This is a genomic window from Sphingopyxis sp. 113P3, assembly GCF_001278035.1.
In the GTDB taxonomy this organism is placed as follows: Bacteria; Pseudomonadota; Alphaproteobacteria; order Sphingomonadales; family Sphingomonadaceae; genus Sphingopyxis.
The window spans coordinates 3,693,928-3,710,556 of sequence record NZ_CP009452.1 but is presented as its reverse complement, the minus strand read 5'-3'; the positions used below and the strand labels follow the sequence as shown (position 1 = coordinate 3,710,556).

General features: G+C 65.5%; 17 protein-coding genes and 1 riboswitch. Of the genes, 5 read left to right on the top strand and 12 right to left on the bottom strand.

All coding sequences use genetic code 11. The annotated features are described in order from the left end of the window. Positions 1-24: 24 nt before the first annotated feature. Positions 25-135: riboswitch (TPP riboswitch) on the bottom strand. A 141-nt stretch (positions 136-276) separates the two neighbouring features. Then, the gene (locus LH20_RS18005) at positions 277-876 is read right to left on the bottom strand and encodes a flavodoxin family protein (RefSeq protein WP_053555404.1); all 600 of its coding nucleotides are present in this window, start codon (positions 874-876) and stop codon (positions 277-279) included. Positions 877-979: 103 nt separating this feature from the next. Here LH20_RS18005 and LH20_RS18000 point away from each other — a divergent pair, with 103 nt between their 5' ends. Further along, complete coding sequence (locus LH20_RS18000; protein WP_053555403.1) at positions 980-1,366, top strand: winged helix-turn-helix transcriptional regulator; 387 nt, start codon at positions 980-982, stop codon at positions 1,364-1,366. Between the two features lie 27 nt (positions 1,367-1,393). Here LH20_RS18000 and LH20_RS17995 read toward each other — a convergent pair whose 3' ends face one another. Both LH20_RS17995 and LH20_RS17990 read right to left on the bottom strand, forming a co-directional pair. Further along, on the bottom strand, positions 1,394-1,846 hold the full coding sequence (locus tag LH20_RS17995) for a DMT family transporter (protein ID WP_053555402.1): 453 nt from the start codon (positions 1,844-1,846) through the stop codon (positions 1,394-1,396). Positions 1,847-1,952: 106 nt separating this feature from the next. Beyond that, positions 1,953-2,984 carry a MipA/OmpV family protein gene (locus LH20_RS17990; RefSeq protein ID WP_053555401.1) on the bottom strand — a complete coding sequence of 344 codons (1,032 nt, stop codon included), beginning with the start codon at positions 2,982-2,984 and terminating at the stop codon, positions 1,953-1,955. A gap of 169 nt (positions 2,985-3,153) precedes the next feature. Between LH20_RS17990 and LH20_RS17985 the strand changes: the two genes are divergently transcribed. Together LH20_RS17985 and dxs are read left to right on the top strand one after the other, a co-directional pair. Further along, complete coding sequence (locus tag LH20_RS17985) at positions 3,154-3,399, top strand: hypothetical protein (protein ID WP_053555400.1); 246 nt, start codon at positions 3,154-3,156, stop codon at positions 3,397-3,399. A gap of 76 nt (positions 3,400-3,475) precedes the next feature. Then, positions 3,476-5,404, top strand: a complete 1,929-nt coding sequence (gene dxs, locus LH20_RS17980) for a 1-deoxy-D-xylulose-5-phosphate synthase (protein WP_053556363.1) — start codon at positions 3,476-3,478, stop codon at positions 5,402-5,404. A gap of 476 nt (positions 5,405-5,880) precedes the next feature. Here dxs and LH20_RS17975 read toward each other — a convergent pair whose 3' ends face one another. The 9 genes from LH20_RS17975 to purE form a co-directional block, all read right to left on the bottom strand. Continuing rightward, the gene (locus tag LH20_RS17975; RefSeq protein ID WP_053555399.1) at positions 5,881-6,300 is read right to left on the bottom strand and encodes a DUF3035 domain-containing protein; all 420 of its coding nucleotides are present in this window, start codon (positions 6,298-6,300) and stop codon (positions 5,881-5,883) included. A gap of 25 nt (positions 6,301-6,325) precedes the next feature. Continuing rightward, on the bottom strand, positions 6,326-6,859 hold the full coding sequence (gene lspA / locus LH20_RS17970) for a signal peptidase II (protein WP_053555398.1): 534 nt from the start codon (positions 6,857-6,859) through the stop codon (positions 6,326-6,328). Beyond that, on the bottom strand, positions 6,856-9,711 hold the full coding sequence (gene ileS / locus LH20_RS17965; RefSeq protein ID WP_053555397.1) for an isoleucine--tRNA ligase: 2,856 nt from the start codon (positions 9,709-9,711) through the stop codon (positions 6,856-6,858). The genes lspA and ileS overlap by 4 nt, the downstream gene beginning before the upstream one ends. Positions 9,712-9,831: 120 nt before the next feature. Continuing rightward, the gene (locus LH20_RS17960; RefSeq protein WP_053555396.1) at positions 9,832-10,878 is read right to left on the bottom strand and encodes a glycerophosphodiester phosphodiesterase family protein; all 1,047 of its coding nucleotides are present in this window, start codon (positions 10,876-10,878) and stop codon (positions 9,832-9,834) included. Between the two features lie 41 nt (positions 10,879-10,919). Beyond that, positions 10,920-11,855: a bifunctional riboflavin kinase/FAD synthetase gene (locus tag LH20_RS17955; protein ID WP_053555395.1), complete on the bottom strand. Its 936-nt coding sequence runs from the start codon at positions 11,853-11,855 to the stop codon at positions 10,920-10,922. Next, the gene (locus LH20_RS17950) at positions 11,852-13,045 is read right to left on the bottom strand and encodes a dipeptidase (RefSeq protein WP_053555394.1); all 1,194 of its coding nucleotides are present in this window, start codon (positions 13,043-13,045) and stop codon (positions 11,852-11,854) included. Before LH20_RS17950 ends, LH20_RS17955 begins: the two co-directional genes overlap by 4 nt. After that, on the bottom strand, positions 13,045-13,554 hold the full coding sequence (locus tag LH20_RS17945; protein WP_053555393.1) for a dihydrofolate reductase: 510 nt from the start codon (positions 13,552-13,554) through the stop codon (positions 13,045-13,047). Before LH20_RS17945 ends, LH20_RS17950 begins: the two co-directional genes overlap by 1 nt. Then, complete coding sequence (locus LH20_RS17940; protein WP_083455479.1) at positions 13,551-14,633, bottom strand: 5-(carboxyamino)imidazole ribonucleotide synthase; 1,083 nt, start codon at positions 14,631-14,633, stop codon at positions 13,551-13,553. The genes LH20_RS17945 and LH20_RS17940 overlap by 4 nt, the downstream gene beginning before the upstream one ends. Positions 14,634-14,639: 6 nt before the next feature. After that, a complete protein-coding gene (gene purE / locus LH20_RS17935) occupies positions 14,640-15,137 on the bottom strand; it encodes a 5-(carboxyamino)imidazole ribonucleotide mutase (protein WP_053555392.1) in 498 nt (165 codons plus the stop codon). A 187-nt stretch (positions 15,138-15,324) separates the two neighbouring features. On the opposite strand from purE, the gene LH20_RS17930 reads away from it, so the two are divergent. Both LH20_RS17930 and LH20_RS17925 read left to right on the top strand, forming a co-directional pair. After that, positions 15,325-15,969 carry a GGDEF domain-containing protein gene (locus LH20_RS17930; protein ID WP_053555391.1) on the top strand — a complete coding sequence of 215 codons (645 nt, stop codon included), beginning with the start codon at positions 15,325-15,327 and terminating at the stop codon, positions 15,967-15,969. Positions 15,970-16,025: 56 nt separating this feature from the next. Continuing rightward, the gene (locus LH20_RS17925; RefSeq protein ID WP_053555390.1) at positions 16,026-16,589 is read left to right on the top strand and encodes a TMEM165/GDT1 family protein; all 564 of its coding nucleotides are present in this window, start codon (positions 16,026-16,028) and stop codon (positions 16,587-16,589) included. Positions 16,590-16,629: the final 40 nt, after the last annotated feature.

Here is a 16,629-nt window from a genome sequence, read left to right as displayed (position 1 = left end):
TCGGAGCGAGAATGGGGATTCCGTGTTCGGAACACCGACCCTCCCTCCGCCGGTATTACCCGGATCAGGTTCAACGGGTCGCGGCTTGTTCCGCTCTCAACCTGTTTCTGCACACAGGCTCCCCGGGGATGGGGCGTTATAGGACGGCCGCGATACACTGTCCATGCGTGTGGCCGAGGGCTCGCTTTTCGGGCCGAAGTGTGCCGACAGCCGCCCGCCGGGACCGGTTCGTCCGCGACGGGGGAGTCCGCCCGGCGGGCGGCTGTCCTCGACGCGTCAGGCCGCGACGCGTGCGGGAAATCCGGCGCGCCAGCGCGCAGCGGCAATCGCAACGCGCTGGCCCAGCGAGTAAGCGGTGGCGCGGTCGCCCGCCTTGGGCGTGACCTTCGCGCTGTCGTTCGCCGCCTGGGCCATGGCGCCGATGAAGCTGCCGATACGGTTTTCGCTGTCGGTCGCCGCGCTTGTGTCGTCATTATTGCCCGGAAGTTGCCCGGTCCCGATCCAGACCATGCCGTGCTGCGCGGCAAAGATCGCGAGGCTGATCAGCGTGTTGAGCTTGTCGCCCGACGGCGAGCCCGAGACGGTGAAAGCGGCGGCGAGCTTGTCCTGCCAGTCGCGCGTCATGAATATCCGCGTGCTCTCATTCATGAAGGCCTTCATCGGCGCCGACACATTGCCGACATAGGTGGGCGATCCGAAGATCAGCGCGTCGGCCTGGTTCGCCGCCGCGAAAAGTTCGCCGAAATCGGTCTGGCCGGGCTCGATGCGCAACATCACGGCGGTTGCTCCCGTCGCCTCCACGCCGCGCGCGACATCGCCGGCGAGCACTTCGGTGTGGCCGAAACCCGAATGATAGATGATGGCAACCTGCGTCATATCTGTCCTCCTGATGCCGCCGGAGGGGCCGGGCGGCTTGCGCGAGGGAAGATGATAGGGTAGGAACCAATAGTGAAGTACGCACCTTGAGGTAACTACCCAGATGACTGCTCTCCGCTGCATCGACAAGCCCGATCCGCTCGCGCAAAACTGCCCGTCGCGCGATATGCTCGATCTGATCGGTGATCGCTGGAGCCTTCTCATCATGCTCGTCGTTGGCCAGGGCACGCATCGCAATGGCGAACTGAAACGGCGCGTGGGCGGGATCAGCCAGAAGATGCTGACCCAGACCTTGCGCGCGCTGGAAGCGAACGGGCTGGTCGAACGGCGTGATTTCCAGACGGTCCCGCCGCACGTCGAATATTATCTGACCCCGCTTGGCGCCTCGCTGCAACGGGCGCTCGCGCCGCTGTTCGGATGGATCGATCGCGAATTTTCGGCGGTGCTCGCTGCGCGCGCGGCGTTCGCGGCTCGCGAGAACGCCGCCTAGCGCTCCGGCCCCGCCACGGCCGAGGCGTCAGATCCGGCGCGCCAGATAGACGCCCGCGATCATCAGCGCGATTCCCGCCGTGCGCTTTGCGTCGATCGGGTATCGCAGCGAGCCGAAAAGGCCAAAATGGTCGATCGCCGCGGCGCTGACGATCTGGCCGACGAGGACGAAGAAGATCGCATTGCCGACCCCGAATCGCGGCGCGATGAAGGTCACCGCGATCACATAGAAAGCGACGAACAGCCCGCCGAAATAATATTGCGGCGGAACGCCAGCTGACAATCGCACCGCGCCGAGCGATTCCGTTGCCGCGGTGCCCGCGAGCGCGATGGTGAGCGCGAGACCGAAGAGGATGACGGAGGCCGCCATCGGACTGCCGAGCCGGGCGCCGAGCCCGCCGTTCAAGGCGGCGAGCACTGGGATGCCGACCCCGGTCAGGAACATGATGAAGGCAAAGGTCGGGGCGTTGTTGGCGGTCATGGCGCTCTCCTGCGGGCACGCGCTTGTCCCCGCTTGCGCGGGTCGCCGCAAGAAGCTTCTGATCGCTGGGGCTTGCGAAAAGCTGTACAGCCCCCGCACGCGCTCGCTAGAATTGATAGGCGATGCCCGCGCCTCCAATCCACTGGTCGGCGTCACCTGCGATCCGGACGATCGGTGAGGCGGCGTAGCGGCTTGTCACGCGCCCATATTGGACGCCGCCGATGAGGACGAGGCCCTTGCGCAGGTCACCCGAAAGCGAATAGGCGCCCGCCGCGCCGATCGTATATTTGCCGGCGGTCGCCTTGCGACCAGCGCCGTCATAGACCGGCAGCCCGCTAGCGTCGCTGCCCGCCTGGTCAATGTCGAAATAATAATCCCCGAAGCCCTTGCCATAGACGTTCACCGACGCCGACAGGCCGACATAGGCGCGCTTCGAAATGGGGGTGCCATATTCGATCGTCGGCGAAGCAACCCAGCTGCCGTGGCGGCCGGAAATATCCTTTAGTGCGACAACCCGAAAGCCGACCTGATCATATTTGCTGGTGATCAGGCCCGAATAGGTGACCCCCGCCGAAATGCCTGCCTCTACCGCCAGTTTGCGCTCGCCGAGCGCCTCCACCTGCGGGTCCTTGATACGCCCGGTACGGTCGCTCCTGAGGTTGATGATCGGGCCAAGTTTCCAGTCGACGCGCTGGCCGCGTCGCTGGCGGATCAGATCGACCTGCAAATTGGTGCCCCGGGTCGAAAAGGAAAAGCCCGACAGGCGGCCGCGCAGGTAAAATCCCGGAATCACGACGCGCTGGTCCGACCCCATGTAGCTCGGTGCGGTGACGACGCCGGCGGCGATGGCGAGATAGTCGCGCGACCATTTGCGGTCCGGGTCGTCATCCTGCGGCCGCGCGGGGGGCAGCAATATATCCTGATCGACTTCGCTATCCTGAAAATGGGTGGCGGGCGCAGGGATCACGGGCACCAGCGCGGGCGCAGTTCCAGCGGCGTCTGGCGCTGCCAGATCCGCATCGGGGGCGCCGTCCCTCGCATGCGCCGGGGCCGCGGCGGCGAGGGATGCGGCGCAGACTAGGACGGTGAGAAGAGCAGGCGAGGGGCGGCGGTCGGGGTGGGAGACGGGGGTGTCCATCGGCAATTGCGGTCCTATGTTATTGCCCCTTTGTACAGGGGTGTAAGAGATCGTCCGGCCGATGCAAAGGCCGCGCCTTGCGGGCGCGTACTTTTCCCGCCATCGTGGCTTTCGTGCACCAATACAGACTCTTCGCCTCTCTATGCCGCGACACGGCATTCGGTTCCGCATGAACCGCACGCCGCGCCTTGCCGGCTATGCGCTGATGGCCGCCGCTGCGCTGCTGGCGCTCGCGATGCGGCGCGGCGCGATCCTGACGCTGGGCCCCTTTCCTGTGGCCGCGGTGGCATTACTCGTCGGTATGGTCGGGGTCATGCTGGTGTTTACCGATCTGATGGTGCGCGGGCTTTATGCGCAGGTTGAAGCGGCAAAACGGGGCGAGGAGGCGACGGGGCGGGACGAGGGCGAGGACTGATCCTCTGCTCTGGAGCGAAGTGGCCGGGAAGGCTTTTCGTTCGACAGTATCTGCCGTTACCGGTATGACGCTGCGGATGACCGACGTTCCGCATACGCCGCTGCTCGACACGGTGGATGTCCCCGCAGACCTCCGCAAACTGAAACCCGAACAGCTCCGCCCCTTCGCCGACGAGCTGCGCGCCGAGATGATCAGCGCGGTCGGCACGACCGGGGGGCATCTGGGGTCGGGGCTGGGCGTCGTCGAGCTGACAGTTGCCATCCATTATGTGTTCGACACGCCGCGCGACAAGCTCGTGTGGGACGTCGGGCACCAATGCTATCCGCACAAGATCATCACCGGACGCCGCGACCGCATTCGCACGTTGCGGCAGGGCGGCGGGCTTTCTGGCTTCACCAAGCGCAGCGAAAGCGAATATGATCCGTTCGGAGCTGCGCATTCGTCGACCTCGATCAGCGCCGCGCTGGGTTTTGCGATCGCAAGCAAGCTGAAGGACGAACCCGGCCGGGCGATCGCGGTGATTGGCGACGGGTCGATGTCGGCGGGCATGGCCTATGAGGCGATGAACAACGCCCAGCAGGCGGGCAACCGGCTGATCGTCATCCTGAATGACAATGACATGTCAATCGCTCCACCGGTGGGCGGCCTTTCAGCCTATCTGGCGCGGCTTGTGTCGTCTCGCCCGTTCCTCGAACTGCGCGAGATCGCGCGGCGCTTTGCGCGAAAACTCCCCGAACCCCTGCACAAGGCGGCGCGCAGAACAGACGAGTTCGCGCGCGGCATGGCGATGGGCGGGACGTTGTTCGAGGAACTGGGATTTTATTATGTGGGGCCAATTGACGGGCATAATCTCGATCATCTGATCCCGGTGCTCGAAAATGTGCGCGACAGCGAACACGGCCCGGTGCTGATCCATGCGGTGACCAAGAAGGGCAAGGGCTATGCTCCCGCCGAAGCCGCCGCCGACAAATATCACGGCGTCCAGAAATTCGATGTGATCACCGGCGAGCAGGCCAAGGCACCGCCGGGGCCGCCGGCCTATCAGAATGTGTTCGGCGAGACGCTCGCGAAGCTTGCCCAAACCGATGAGCGGATCGTCGCGATCACCGCGGCGATGCCTTCGGGGACCGGGGTCGACAAGTTTGCAAAGGCGCATCCTGAGCGGACATTCGATGTCGGGATCGCCGAGCAGCATGCGGTGACGTTTGCCGCGGGGCTCGCGGCGCAGGGGATGCGGCCGTTCGCGGCGATCTATTCGACCTTCCTTCAGCGCGCCTATGATCAGGTCGTGCACGATGTGGCGATCCAGAATCTCCCCGTGCGCTTTGCGATCGACCGTGCGGGCCTGGTCGGAGCCGACGGGGCGACGCATGCCGGCTCCTTCGACATCACGTATCTCGCAACGCTGCCCAATATGGTGGTGATGGCGGCCGCCGACGAGGCCGAGCTTGTGCACATGACCTATACGGCGGCCGAATATGACGACGGGCCGATCGCCTTCCGCTATCCGCGCGGCGGGGGCATTGGCGTGCCGCTACCGGACGTGCCGCAAAAGCTCGAGATAGGGAAGGGCCGCGTGGTGCGGCACGGCAAGACGGTTGCCATCCTGTCGCTTGGTACGCGGCTTGCCGAGGCACTGAAGGCCGCCGACACGCTCGAAGCGCGCGGCCTGTCGACGAGCGTGATCGACCTGCGCTTCGCCAAGCCGCTCGACGAGGAGCTGATCCGCAAGGCGCTGGCCAACCACGAGGTTTGTGTGACCATCGAGGAAGGCAGCATCGGTGGGCTCGGTGCGCATGTCCTGACGCTGGCGAGTGACGAGGGGCTGATCGATGCAGGGCTGAAACTGCGCACGATGCGGCTGCCCGACATCTTCCAGGACCAGGACAAGCCCGAGGCGCAATATGCGGCCGCGGGCCTCAACGCGCCCCAGATCGTCGACACGGTGCTGAAGGCGCTGCGGCACAACAGCACGGGGGTCGAAGAGGCGGGCGCCCGGGCGTGAGTGGTTGGTGGTTCGCCGCCGCTTGCATTGTCCTCTATACGCTGATCTGGCTCCGGTTCGCCCGAGAGTGGAGGCGTGACGCATCGGCGCTCGAAGCGCGGCGCCCGAACCCGACGCGCGCGGAATTTGTCGCATTGCTTTCTGAGGATGCAGGGGCGGAGATAGCAAATTGCGGTGGGACGAGCTGGCGCCCTATGGGAAACCCCGCTTGACGCCGCACCCCGACGACGGTTCGCAGCTTCGCGCGCTCGCTATCGGAAGAGCGCCCGATTGTGGAGAATGTTTGACCCAGCGGAGGATGAGAAGTGCGCGCGCTTTGCCGCGGGACGGTCAGAAGAGAAGGCCTCGCACAAAGCCATAGAGCCGCAATGGGGATGTTCTGTTGCTTGGCTCTGTTGCGGGGGGAACCCCGAACCATGAAAAGCGGGGCCGAAGCCGCCCTTTTCCGCATCTCTGCGCGATATTCTGCTCGGCGCTCAGGTCCCCGGGATCGCCGCCGAGGCGTCGCGGCCATCGCCTTCGGGAGCGGCGATGATGTCGCGCGTGGCGAGGCCCTTGTCGACGACCTGGGTTTCGGGGCTGCCCACCTCGCTGCGGATGCCGGGGGCGGCGCGCCCGCCGTCCGCGGCACCGATGATCGAGGTTTCGGTCGCGCTACGCGGCGACGCACCGCCAAAGAGCGCGCGGAGCGTCTGCTCGGCCGTCGAATCATTGCCAGGGCGTGCCGCGCCAGGCGCGGGCGGAACGAGCGCGAAGTCAGGCGGCACGACGAGCGGCGCCTGGCGCGATACCGCGAATTCGTCGGGACGGTCGCGGCTGAAGAGGCTGTTCGATCCGCAGGCCGACAGTGTCGTCGCGGCGAGGGCAGCGGATAGGATAGCGGTGGTCCGGTTCACGTAAAAACTCTCCTGATGCGCCCCGTTAGTCGGTGGCGGCCGCATCGCTGGGCGAAGCGGGCGCCGCTGGCGCCTTTTCGCGCAAGAGCAGCGCCCGCGCAACCAGCAAAAGCACGCCGATCGTGATGCACGCATCGGCGACGTTGAAAATGAGGAAGGGACGGAAGGTGCCGAAATGAAGGTCGGCGAAGTCGACCACGAAGCCGTGGCGGATGCGGTCGAGAATATTGCCGAGTGCGCCGCCGAGGATCAGCGCGAGCGCGAACACGTCGCCGCGCGCCTTCTCGCGGGTCATCCACACCGCGACCGCGATCGCGACGAGCGCGGTCACCGCGACGAGGGTCCAGCGCTGGGTGTCATCGCAGCGCGAGAACATCGACAGTGAGATGCCGCAATTTTCCGCCCAGGTCAGATTGAAGAAAGGCAGCAGCTCCATCACGCGCTTGGGCTCGAGCGAGAGCGGGACAATCACGATCCATTTGCTGATCTGGTCGGCGAGAAAGGCGAGCACGGCGACAATGAGGCCGAAGCGCAGGTGCGGGGAGCGTTTGCCGGTCATTGTCCGTCCAATACCGTGTCGCAGCGATTGCACAAGGCACCGTCGCCCTCGACCTCGGGAAGGTGGCGCCAGCAGCGGCCGCATTTGTGATTTCCGGTGCGCTGCACGTCCCAGTCGCCCTTGTGGACGGTCGAGGTGATGAACACCTCTTCAAGGTCGACGTCGCCGGCATCTTCGGGCAGCCAGACTTCGGCTTCGAGGCTGGAGCGGATGATTTTCTCGCGGCGGAGCGGTTCGATCCGCTCCGTCACGAGGGCGCGGACGCTGCGCACCTGGGTCCACTTTTCGATCAAGGCCCCAGTTGCGCCGGCGAGCGCGGGAAGCTCGGGCCATTCGAGAAGATGGACGCTGCCCGCGTCCGGGTAGCGCGTACCCCATACCTCTTCGCTGGTGAAGACCAGCACCGGTGCTGCATAGCGAACGAGGGCATGGAAGAGGATGTCGAGGACGGTCCGATAGGCTGCGCGCTCCAAGGTTTGCGCGCCCGTCGCGGGGTTGACGTCGCAGTAGAGACGGTCCTTGCGGATGTCGAAATAGAAGGCGGACAGATCCTCGTTGCAGAAATCGGCGAGGAGACGCGTGTAGGCGTTGAAGTCGAAATCATCGGCCGCCTGCGCCAGTTTCGCGTCGAGATCGGCGAGAAGTGCGAGCATGTAGCGCTCAAGCTCGGGCATCGCGGCGACGTCGGTGACGCGCTCGGCCTCGGCAAAGCCGTCGAGCGCACCCAGAAGGTAGCGGAACGTGTTCCTGAGTTTCCTGTACTGGTCGGCGACGCCTGCGAGGATTTCCTTGCCGATGCGGTGGTCTTCGGTGAAATCGACCGAAAGCGCCCACAGGCGGAGGATATCGGCGCCATAGTCGCGCATCAGGTCGATCGGGCTGATCGTATTGCCGAGCGACTTCGACATTTTCATGCCCTTGGCGTCCATGGTGAAGCCATGGGTCAGCACCGCCTTGTAGGGCGCACGGCCGCGCGTGCCGCAGCTTTCGAGCAGCGACGACTGGAACCAGCCGCGATGCTGGTCCGACCCTTCAAGATAGAGGTCGGCAGGGTGCGTCGAACCATCGCGGCGGACGAGCGCGGGCCATTTGCCGCTTTCGAGCACGAACGCGTGGGTCGAACCTGAATCGAACCAGACGTCGAGAATGTCGGTGATGCGCTCAAAGTCGGCCGCAACATATGATTCGCCGAGATACTCCTGCGCGCGTGCGTCGTTCCATGCGTCGACCCCGCCCGCGCGGATCGCGGCCACAATGCGGTCATTGACCGCGGGATCATTCAGATACTGGCCCGTCTTGCGGTTGACGAACAGGGTGATCGGCACGCCCCAGGCGCGCTGGCGGCTCAAGACCCAGTCGGGACGCGTTTCGACCATCGAGCCGATGCGGTTGCGCCCCTTGGCGGGCACGAAGCGCGTATCGGCGATCGCGCGCATCGCCGTTTCGCGCAGCGTCTCGCCATCGCCCTGATGGGCCCGGATTTCCGCCTCGGCAGCGCAGCGCGGTGTGTCGTGGTCGACACGCTTGTCCATCGGCACGAACCATTGCGGTGTGCAGCGATAGATGACCTTGGCCTTGGAACGCCAGCTGTGCGGATAGCTGTGCCTGTAGTCCGCCGACGCCGCGAGGAGCGCACCGGTCTCGCGCAGGTCACTGCAGATCGGGCCATCGGGGGCATTGAATTTCGGGTTGATCACGCTGCCCTGTCCGCCGAGCCACTCCCAGTCGGCGCGATATTTGCCGTCGCCCTCGACCGCGAACACGGGATCGAGCCCGTTCGCCTTGCAAAGGTCGAAGTCATCTTCGCCATGGTCGGGCGACATATGGACAAGACCCGTGCCGCTGTCGGTGGTCACGAAATCGCCCGCGAGGAACGGGCGCGGACGCGCGAAGAAACCGCCGAGCGCGTGCATCGGGTGGCGAGCGATGGTGCCCGCAAGGTCGCGGCCGTACCAGCTGGCGATTTCACCTGCATCTTCGAGCCAGCGGCCGCTCACCTCGCTCTTCAATTCGGCCGACAGCAGATATTTTCGCCCGTCCCGATGCTCATAGAGACCGTAGAGAACGTCGGGCCCATAGGCCAAAGCCTGGTTGACGGGGATCGTCCAGGGCGTCGTGGTCCAGATGACGGCCTGCGCGCCGACCAGTTCGGGGATCGGGCTCTCGACGATTTCGAACGCGACGTCGATCTGGGTTGAGGTGATGTCTTCATATTCGACTTCAGCCTCGGCGAGCGCGGTTTTTTCGACCGGAGACCACATCACGGGCTTTGCGCCGCGGTAGAGCTGGCCGCTTTCGGCGAATTTGAGGAGTTCGCGGACGATCGTCGCCTCGGCGTCGAAATCCATCGTGAGATAGGGATGGTCCCAGTCGCCACCGATGCCGAGGCGCTTCAACTGCTCGCGCTGGACGCCGACCCAGTGCTGCGCATAGGCGCGGCACTCGGCGCGGAATTCCTCCACCGGCACTTCGTCCTTGTTGAGCTTCTTCTTGCGATATTGCTCCTCGACCTTCCACTCGATCGGCAGACCGTGGCAGTCCCAGCCGGGGACATAGGGTGCGTCCTTGCCCTTCAGCGTCTGGGTGCGGACGACCATGTCCTTGAGGATGTGGTTGAGCGCATGGCCGATGTGCATGTCGCCGTTCGCATAGGGCGGGCCGTCGTGGAGGATGAACTGCGCGCGGTCCTTGCGGCTTTCGCGGATCTGTCCTTCGAGATTCTGCTCGAGCCATTTGGCGAGAATCGCCGGCTCCTTCTGCGGAAGTCCGGCCTTCATCGGAAAGTCGGTCTTGGGCAGGAAGACGGTGTCGCGATAATCTCGCGTCTCTTGGGCGGGTGCGCTGTCAGTCATGGTGCGCGGCGCTTAGCGCAGTTTCGCGTGCGAGCAAAGAAATTGGGAGCAGCGTGATCGCGGCCTCGCCGCCTGCCCGAGCCATCCGGTTCGACGTTGAGCCTCCCGCGGGGCCGACCTCTATTTCTGTCGCGGGCGAAGGGCGGGGCCGAGGTTGTAGATGTCGTCGATCCAGACATAACCGGTAAAGCTTGCTGGAATGCGGGTGAGCTGCCCCACCCGCGACAGGCCCACGCCCGAATGATTGTCGCCGCTGGGACCGACGAGGAGAAGACGGGCGCCATGTTCGGCGGCGCGCGCCTGCAGGCGGTCAGGCCATCCCCAAAATGCCCATTGGCGGTCGAGCGGCACGACGATGGTGCCGCCCGCGCAGCTGACCGGGAACCAGCCCGACCAGCCGAACTTGATATAATCGCTGGTGCAGCGCTCGGCGCCTGCCCGGTCCATTGTCCACGCCTTCGGGGCTTTTGCACGGATCGGCCCGAGCACGCGCGCGTTGCCAAAGAAGGCGAAGCGCGGCTGGTTCGCATCGACGCCGGCACGCGCGAAGGCGGCGAGCGCGAGTTCGGCTTCCCTCGGATCGCGTGACTTGAAATTGATCACCATGGGAAGGTGGCCAAGGTCGGCGAGGACCTCGTCGAGGCTCGGCATCAGGCCGACACCGGTACCGCGCAGCGGAAAGGTCTTGCCGCCATCGGCGGTGTAGCCATAGCCGATGTCGAGCGTCTTGAGTTCAGCCATTGTCCGGTCGCGAATCGGCCCCTTGCCATCGGTGCGGCAATCGAGCGTCCAGTCGTGAAAAAGGGCGAGCTGCCCATCCTTCGTCGCGGCCACGTCGAACTGGATCATCCCCGCATCGCGGCCGACCGCTGCGCGCAGCGACCGCAGGCTGTTTTCGATATAGGGATGCTCGGGCGGATGGATGCGCGCTGCAGTACAGGTCGTGTCGGTGACGCCGGCATGATCGAAGAGCTGCGACACGCCGCGATGCGCAATGAGGGTGCGCTTTCCGGCGGGATCGGGGGCGAGCCAGCTCGCGTTCGAGAGCGTGAGCCATGCGACGAGGAGGCCGAAGAGCCAGAGCAGGATTTTGGTGGTGCGCGTGAGAGGCTTTTTCGTCGGGCCTTCAAGGCCGGCCGCCCAGTCGTCGCTCGTGGTTTCGCTCATGCCGTCCCCCCCGGTTTGCATCCCTTCGCCCAAGAGATGCGTCAGATCTCCGCCAGCAAAGCCCGTGCAGCATCGCAATCGGCCGCGATCTGCGCGGTGAGCGCGTCCATATTGTCGAATTTTTCCTCGCCGCGAATGAAAGCGTGGAAAGCAACGTCGACCGCCTGCCCGTAAAGGTCGCCCGAAAAATCGAAAAAATGGGGTTCGAGCAATTCCTTGGGTGGATCGAAGCTCGGGCGGATGCCGAGGTTCGCTGCGCCTTTGAGAAGGCGGCCGTCGGGAAGGCGCCCGGTGACCGCATAGATGCCGTAGCGAGGACGAAGATAATTGCCCATGTCGATGTTCGCGGTCGGAAAACCGAGCAGGCGGCCGTTCTTGTCGCCGTGCTGGACAATTCCCCGCACGGTGAAGGGGCGGGTGAGGAGACGCTGTGCAGCGGCGCAGTCGCCCGCCTTAAGCGCCTCGCGAATGCGGCTCGACGAAATGGTCTCCCCGCCCTCGTCGACTGGAGCTACCATTTCGGTGAAGAAGCCGAGGCGGCGGGCATGGTCGGCCAGCGTCACGACATCGCCGCCGCGCCCTTTGCCGAAGACGAAATCGGCGCCGGTGACTACCCCTGCGGCGCCGTAGCGATCGAGGAGGATCTCGGTGATGAAATCTTCGGCCGTCGTGCCTGCCATCGCCGCGTCGAAAGGCAGGACCAGCATCGCATCGGCGCCGGCTGCGCCAAAGAGCTCCTGCCGCTGGTCGAGCGTCGTCAGACGGAATGGGGGAGCGCCGGGCTTGAAGAAGCGTACCGGATGCGGGTCAAAGGTCGCGACAATGCACGGGCGCCCGTCATCCTGCGCGTGATGGACCGCGCGGCCGACCACCGCCTGATGCCCGGCATGGAAGCCATCGAAATTACCGAGCGCGATGACGCCGCCGCGCAAGGGCCTGGCGATCCGGTCATGGCCGTCGAGACGGGTCGCGCTCATTGCGCCGCCGCGCCTCGGCTATCCATCGGCACGATCCCTGCCTGCAGGACGCGGATCGCGTTGCCGCCCATTGCGGCGCGAATTTCATTGTCGGTAAAGCCCGCGTCGATGAGCGCCTGCGTCACCTGCACCAGCCTGGACGTGTCGAAGCGGACGGTGGTCGCGCCATCATAATCGCTGCCGAGCGCGACATGCTCGATGCCGACGAGATCGCGGACATGTTTCATCGCCTTTGCGATCCCGGCAGGCGACGTGTCGCACACCGCGGCGTCCCAATAGCCGATGCCGATGAGGCCGCCGGTCGCGGCGACCCCCCGAATCTCGGCGTCGGTAAGGTTGCGGTTGACGTTGCACGTGGCCTGCACGCCGCCATGGCTTGAGACCACGGGCCGGCGCGCCATCTTCAGCACCTCTGCGACCCCCGCGTGGCTGAGGTGGGCAAGGTCGACGATCATCCCCTTTGCCTCCATCGCGCGTATCACGCGGCGGCCGAGCGGGGTGAGTCCGCCTTTCTGGAGCCCATGCATGGAGCCGGCGAGATCATTGTCGAAAAAATGGGTGAGCCCCGCCATTCGAAAACCCGCAGCGTAAAGCTTGTCCAGATTGGCGATGTCCCCCTCGAGATTCTGCAGCCCTTCGATGCTGAGCAACGCGCCGACCGGGGCTGCCCTTCCCCCTCGCCGCGCGGCGAGCAGCGCGCTCAAATCGACGGGATTTGCGACGACGCGGAGCTGGCCGCCTGATTTTGCGGCGGCGCGGCCGAGCTTCTCGGCATGCCATAGCGAACGTTCGAGCAGCGAGTTCCAGGTCCGCAGGGGTTGCAGCTGGGCGATCACGAGCCCGGTGATATTGTCCCCGTCCGCGCTGTTGGCGTCGTAATTCTGGTTCTTCGGAGTCTTGGTGACGCTCGAGAAGATCTGGAGGGCAACATGGCCATCCTCGAGCCGCGGAAGGTCGACATGGCCCCGGGCGGAGCGCGCCAGGAGGCCGCGTTTCCACATCAAGGTGTCGCTGTGCAGGTCGACAATCGTCAAGCTGCGGTGGAGCACAAGCGCGCGATCGCTGATCTGCGGCAGCGACCCTTCCTCCACCTTGTTCATGCTGCGCTCCACCATGCCGGGAGCGAGGAGGAAGAAGGCGGCGGCCGCGATGGCGAGCAGCGCGAGGATGGCGATTACCCACCGGCGCATCAGCGGAGCCTTCCCCCGCTTGCGCGCGCCAGCGTGACGAACGCATATGCGGGGCGTCCGGCGTCATCGGCAGGATGCTCCTCGCGCGAAACCTCGCGCCATTCTGCCGGATCAGGGACGTCGATAACGGCGTCGCCCCGGGGCTCGAGCGCAACCTCTGTGAGCTCGATGCGGTCGGCTAGCGGCAGGAAGAGGCGGTAGATTTCGGCGCCGCCAATCACCATCACTTGCGGCGCATTGGCGAGGCGGAGCGCCTCCTCGACACTATGGGCAACCTCGGCATGGTCATCCTGCCATTCGGGGTCGCGGGTGAGAACGATGTGCCGGCGGCCCTCGAGCACTGCAGGCAGGCTGTCGAACGTCTTGCGCCCCATGATCATCGGGCGGCCCATGGTGAGCTGTTTGAAGCGGCGAAGGTCGGCAGGGAGGTGCCAGGGCATTTTGCCATCAGCGCCGATCACGCCATTGGCGGCCCGGGCGAGGATCAGCGTAATCTCGGGATGGTTCATAAAGGCCCTTCGGGAGCGGTTCCGACCCAGGTGACGTGGCCGAGCTTGCGGCCATCGCGAACCTCGGTCTTGCCATAGTGATGAACGCGTGCGGCGCCGTCAGCGAGCAGCGCGGGAACGCCGTCGATGGCGCGGCCGATCAGATTGCGCATCGTGACGGGGAGGGCAAGCGTCGCGGTATCGCCGAGCGGGAGGCCCGCGACCGCGCGGATGTGGTTCGCAAACTGGCTCGCGGCCGCGCCCTCGATCGTCCAGTGGCCGCTGTTGTGGACGCGCGGCGCCATTTCGTTGAAGACGGGACCCTCGTCGGTGGCGAAAAATTCGCCGGTTAGGACGCCCACATAATCGAGTGCTTCGGCGATACGGGTCATGAGGGTGCGCGCGGCATCTTGCTGGTCGAAAACGGCGCGCGGAGGCGGCAGGCTCGAGGAGGCGAGGATGCCGCCTTCATGGACGTTGACGGGCGAATCCCAGAAGCGCGTTTCCCCGTCGATTCCGCGCGCGAGAAGGACTGAAAATTCGTGCGCGAAAGTGACAAGGCCTTCGAGGATTGCGGGATGGCGGCCGATCGCTTCCCACGCCGCATCGGCGTCGGCGGGGGCGGCGATACGCGCCTGGCCCTTGCCGTCATAGCCCATGCGGACGGTCTTGAGGATTGCAGGAGTGCCGATCTCAATCAGCGCTTCATCGAGCGCGCTGCGGTCGGGGACCGCGGCGAAGGGCGCAGTGCGGCCTCCAAGCCCTGCGACGAAGCGCTTTTCGGCGAGCCGATCCTGCGCGATCTCTAGCGCGGCCGCGCCGGGACGGACTGCGACATGGCCGGAAAGGAAGCGTACCGTGTCGACGGGAACATTCTCGAACTCGATCGTCACCGCGTCGCAAGCGGCCGCGAAGGCGGCGAGGCGCGGCTCATCGTCCCACGCCGCCTGGGTGTGCTGGGCTGCGACCTCGGCCGCGACGCTTTCCCGGTCGGGAGCGTAGACATGTGTCTTGTAGCCGAGCGGCGCCGCAGCAAGTGCGAGCATGCGGCCGAGCTGGCCTCCGCCGAGGATGCCGATCGTCGAACCGGGTGGCAGCACCTGCGATCAGCCCTCACGAACCGGGATGGGAGCGACGCCTTCGGTCTGCGCCGCGCGCCACGCGTCGAGTCTTTGCGCAAGATCGGGATCCGCGTTCGCGAGAAGCGCTGCTGCGAAAAGGCCCGCGTTGGTCGCGCCCGCCTTGCCGATCGCAAAGGTCGCCACGGGAATGCCGCCGGGCATCTGGACGATCGAGAGCAGACTGTCCATGCCGCTCAGGGCGGCCGACTGGACGGGGACGCCGAGCACCGGCACGCGCGTCATCGATGCGACCATGCCCGGCAGGTGCGCCGCGCCGCCCGCGCCGGCGATGATCGCCTGGAGCCCGCGATCCGCGGCCGCCTTTGCATAGTCGACCAGCCGGTCGGGGGTGCGGTGAGCGGAGACGATCCGTACCTCGTGCGCAATACCGAACTGTTCGAGGATCTGGACCGCGTGCGCCATGGTCGGCCAGTCCGACTGGCTGCCCATGATCACGCCGACGCGTGGCGCCGTGTCGTCCATTCAAAACCCTCCTGCCCCGGCGATTCCGTCGCCGCCCCACCCCCTAGCGAGTCGCGGACGGCGGGGCAACGCCATCCGATTCCTCCCGCGTTTACCGATTAGTATGAAGTCGCGGCTATCGTCGCGGGCTACACAAGATCGTCGGCATCCGGTCGGCGGCACTTTGGGCACGCATCGGGGGCGTCGAATGGACAGCATGGGGGGAGCGCGGATCGCGGTCGACCAGATCGGCTTCGCACCCGTCGACTCCGTCGAGGACCAGCTTCGCGAGCTGCGCCGTGAACGTGATGCGCTTCGCCGCGAGAACCGTATCCTGAAAATCGCTGTCGCCGAGCTCGAACGCGTGTCCGAACGCGACACGCTGACCCCGCTGTTCAACCGCCGCTACTTTCTGACCGCGATCCATCAGCGCATCGCCCGCTTCGAGCGCCGTGCAGAGACCGCGGCAATCGTTTTCGCCGACGTCAATCAATTGAAATTCATCAACGACAGCTTTGGCCATGCCGCAGGCGACTTCGCGCTGCTCGAAATTGCGAACAGGCTTCTCGGTGCGATTCGTTCGGTTGATGTCGCGGCGCGCATTGGCGGCGACGAATTCGGACTGATTCTCGATCAGTCGAGCGAGGCTGGCGCCCGGGCGCAAGTAGAACGGCTGTCGCACCTGCTGAGCGCTACTCCGGCGATCTACGACGGACGCGGGATTTCGCTCTCGGCCTGCTTCGGGGTTGCAATGCTGCAGCCAAATATGAGCGAATCGGATATTCTCGCGGCCGCCGACCGCGACATGTATCTTTGCAAACTGGGGCAGGAGCGCCCCGCAGGGCATCGCTAGGTCCAGGCGCACCCCCGCGGGTCGGACACGACCCGGACGCGGGATGGAGGCAATAGATGGACGCGATCATGGTGACGCTGGTGGCGGTGCTGCTCGCCAACGCCGACGGGCGCAGCGGCCGCTTTCTTGCGCGGCTGCTTGACGCGCGCAGCGACCGGCGCGCCGTGATCGGTATCGCAATCGGCAGTTTTGTCGCCAACGCGCTGGTCGCAGCGCTCGCCGGATCGCTCGCCAACCGGATGATCGGACAGGGCGTGATCGCGTTGCTTGTGGCATTCGCGCTTCTAACCGCCGCGGGCGCGCTGCTCTGGCGCGGGCGGCTGGCCCTGGCTGACGAGCAGGTGATGGCGGCCCGCACGCCCTTGCTTGCGGTGCGATTGCTGCTCGTCCAGGTCGGCGACCGCAGCCATTTTCTCATCGGCGCGCTCGCCGCGACCAGCGGGGCGGGGCTGTGGGCGGCGGCGGGCGGCCTTGCCGGATGGATATTTGCAGCCGTGCCCTTCCTCGCCTTCGGCCCGGCACTTGCCGAGCGCCCAGCGGCGCAGATTGTGCGCTGGGCAAGCGCCGCGCTGCTCATTCTCTGGGGGCTGCGCGCCGGAATGAATGCGTTCGGTCTATAATAAGCGATGGTTTGATCGATTTTTTCAATCATGGCGACCA

Excerpts from the sequence above, each read along its gene's own strand:
- LH20_RS18005 (WP_053555404.1), bottom strand. The coding sequence starts at position 876 with ATGACGCAGGTTGCCATCATCTATCATTCGGGTTTCGGCCACACCGAA.
- LH20_RS18000 (WP_053555403.1), top strand. The coding sequence starts at position 980 with ATGACTGCTCTCCGCTGCATCGACAAGCCCGATCCGCTCGCGCAAAAC.
- LH20_RS17995 (WP_053555402.1), bottom strand. The coding sequence starts at position 1,846 with ATGACCGCCAACAACGCCCCGACCTTTGCCTTCATCATGTTCCTGACC.
- LH20_RS17990 (WP_053555401.1), bottom strand. The coding sequence starts at position 2,984 with ATGGACACCCCCGTCTCCCACCCCGACCGCCGCCCCTCGCCTGCTCTT.
- LH20_RS17985 (WP_053555400.1), top strand. The coding sequence starts at position 3,154 with ATGAACCGCACGCCGCGCCTTGCCGGCTATGCGCTGATGGCCGCCGCT.
- dxs (WP_053556363.1), top strand. The coding sequence starts at position 3,476 with ATGACCGACGTTCCGCATACGCCGCTGCTCGACACGGTGGATGTCCCC.
- lspA (WP_053555398.1), bottom strand. The coding sequence starts at position 6,859 with ATGACCGGCAAACGCTCCCCGCACCTGCGCTTCGGCCTCATTGTCGCC.
- ileS (WP_053555397.1), bottom strand. The coding sequence starts at position 9,711 with ATGACTGACAGCGCACCCGCCCAAGAGACGCGAGATTATCGCGACACC.
- LH20_RS17960 (WP_053555396.1), bottom strand. The coding sequence starts at position 10,878 with ATGAGCGAAACCACGAGCGACGACTGGGCGGCCGGCCTTGAAGGCCCG.
- LH20_RS17955 (WP_053555395.1), bottom strand. The coding sequence starts at position 11,855 with ATGAGCGCGACCCGTCTCGACGGCCATGACCGGATCGCCAGGCCCTTG.
- LH20_RS17950 (WP_053555394.1), bottom strand. The coding sequence starts at position 13,045 with ATGCGCCGGTGGGTAATCGCCATCCTCGCGCTGCTCGCCATCGCGGCC.
- LH20_RS17945 (WP_053555393.1), bottom strand. The coding sequence starts at position 13,554 with ATGAACCATCCCGAGATTACGCTGATCCTCGCCCGGGCCGCCAATGGC.
- purE (WP_053555392.1), bottom strand. The coding sequence starts at position 15,137 with ATGGACGACACGGCGCCACGCGTCGGCGTGATCATGGGCAGCCAGTCG.
- LH20_RS17930 (WP_053555391.1), top strand. The coding sequence starts at position 15,325 with ATGGACAGCATGGGGGGAGCGCGGATCGCGGTCGACCAGATCGGCTTC.
- LH20_RS17925 (WP_053555390.1), top strand. The coding sequence starts at position 16,026 with ATGGACGCGATCATGGTGACGCTGGTGGCGGTGCTGCTCGCCAACGCC.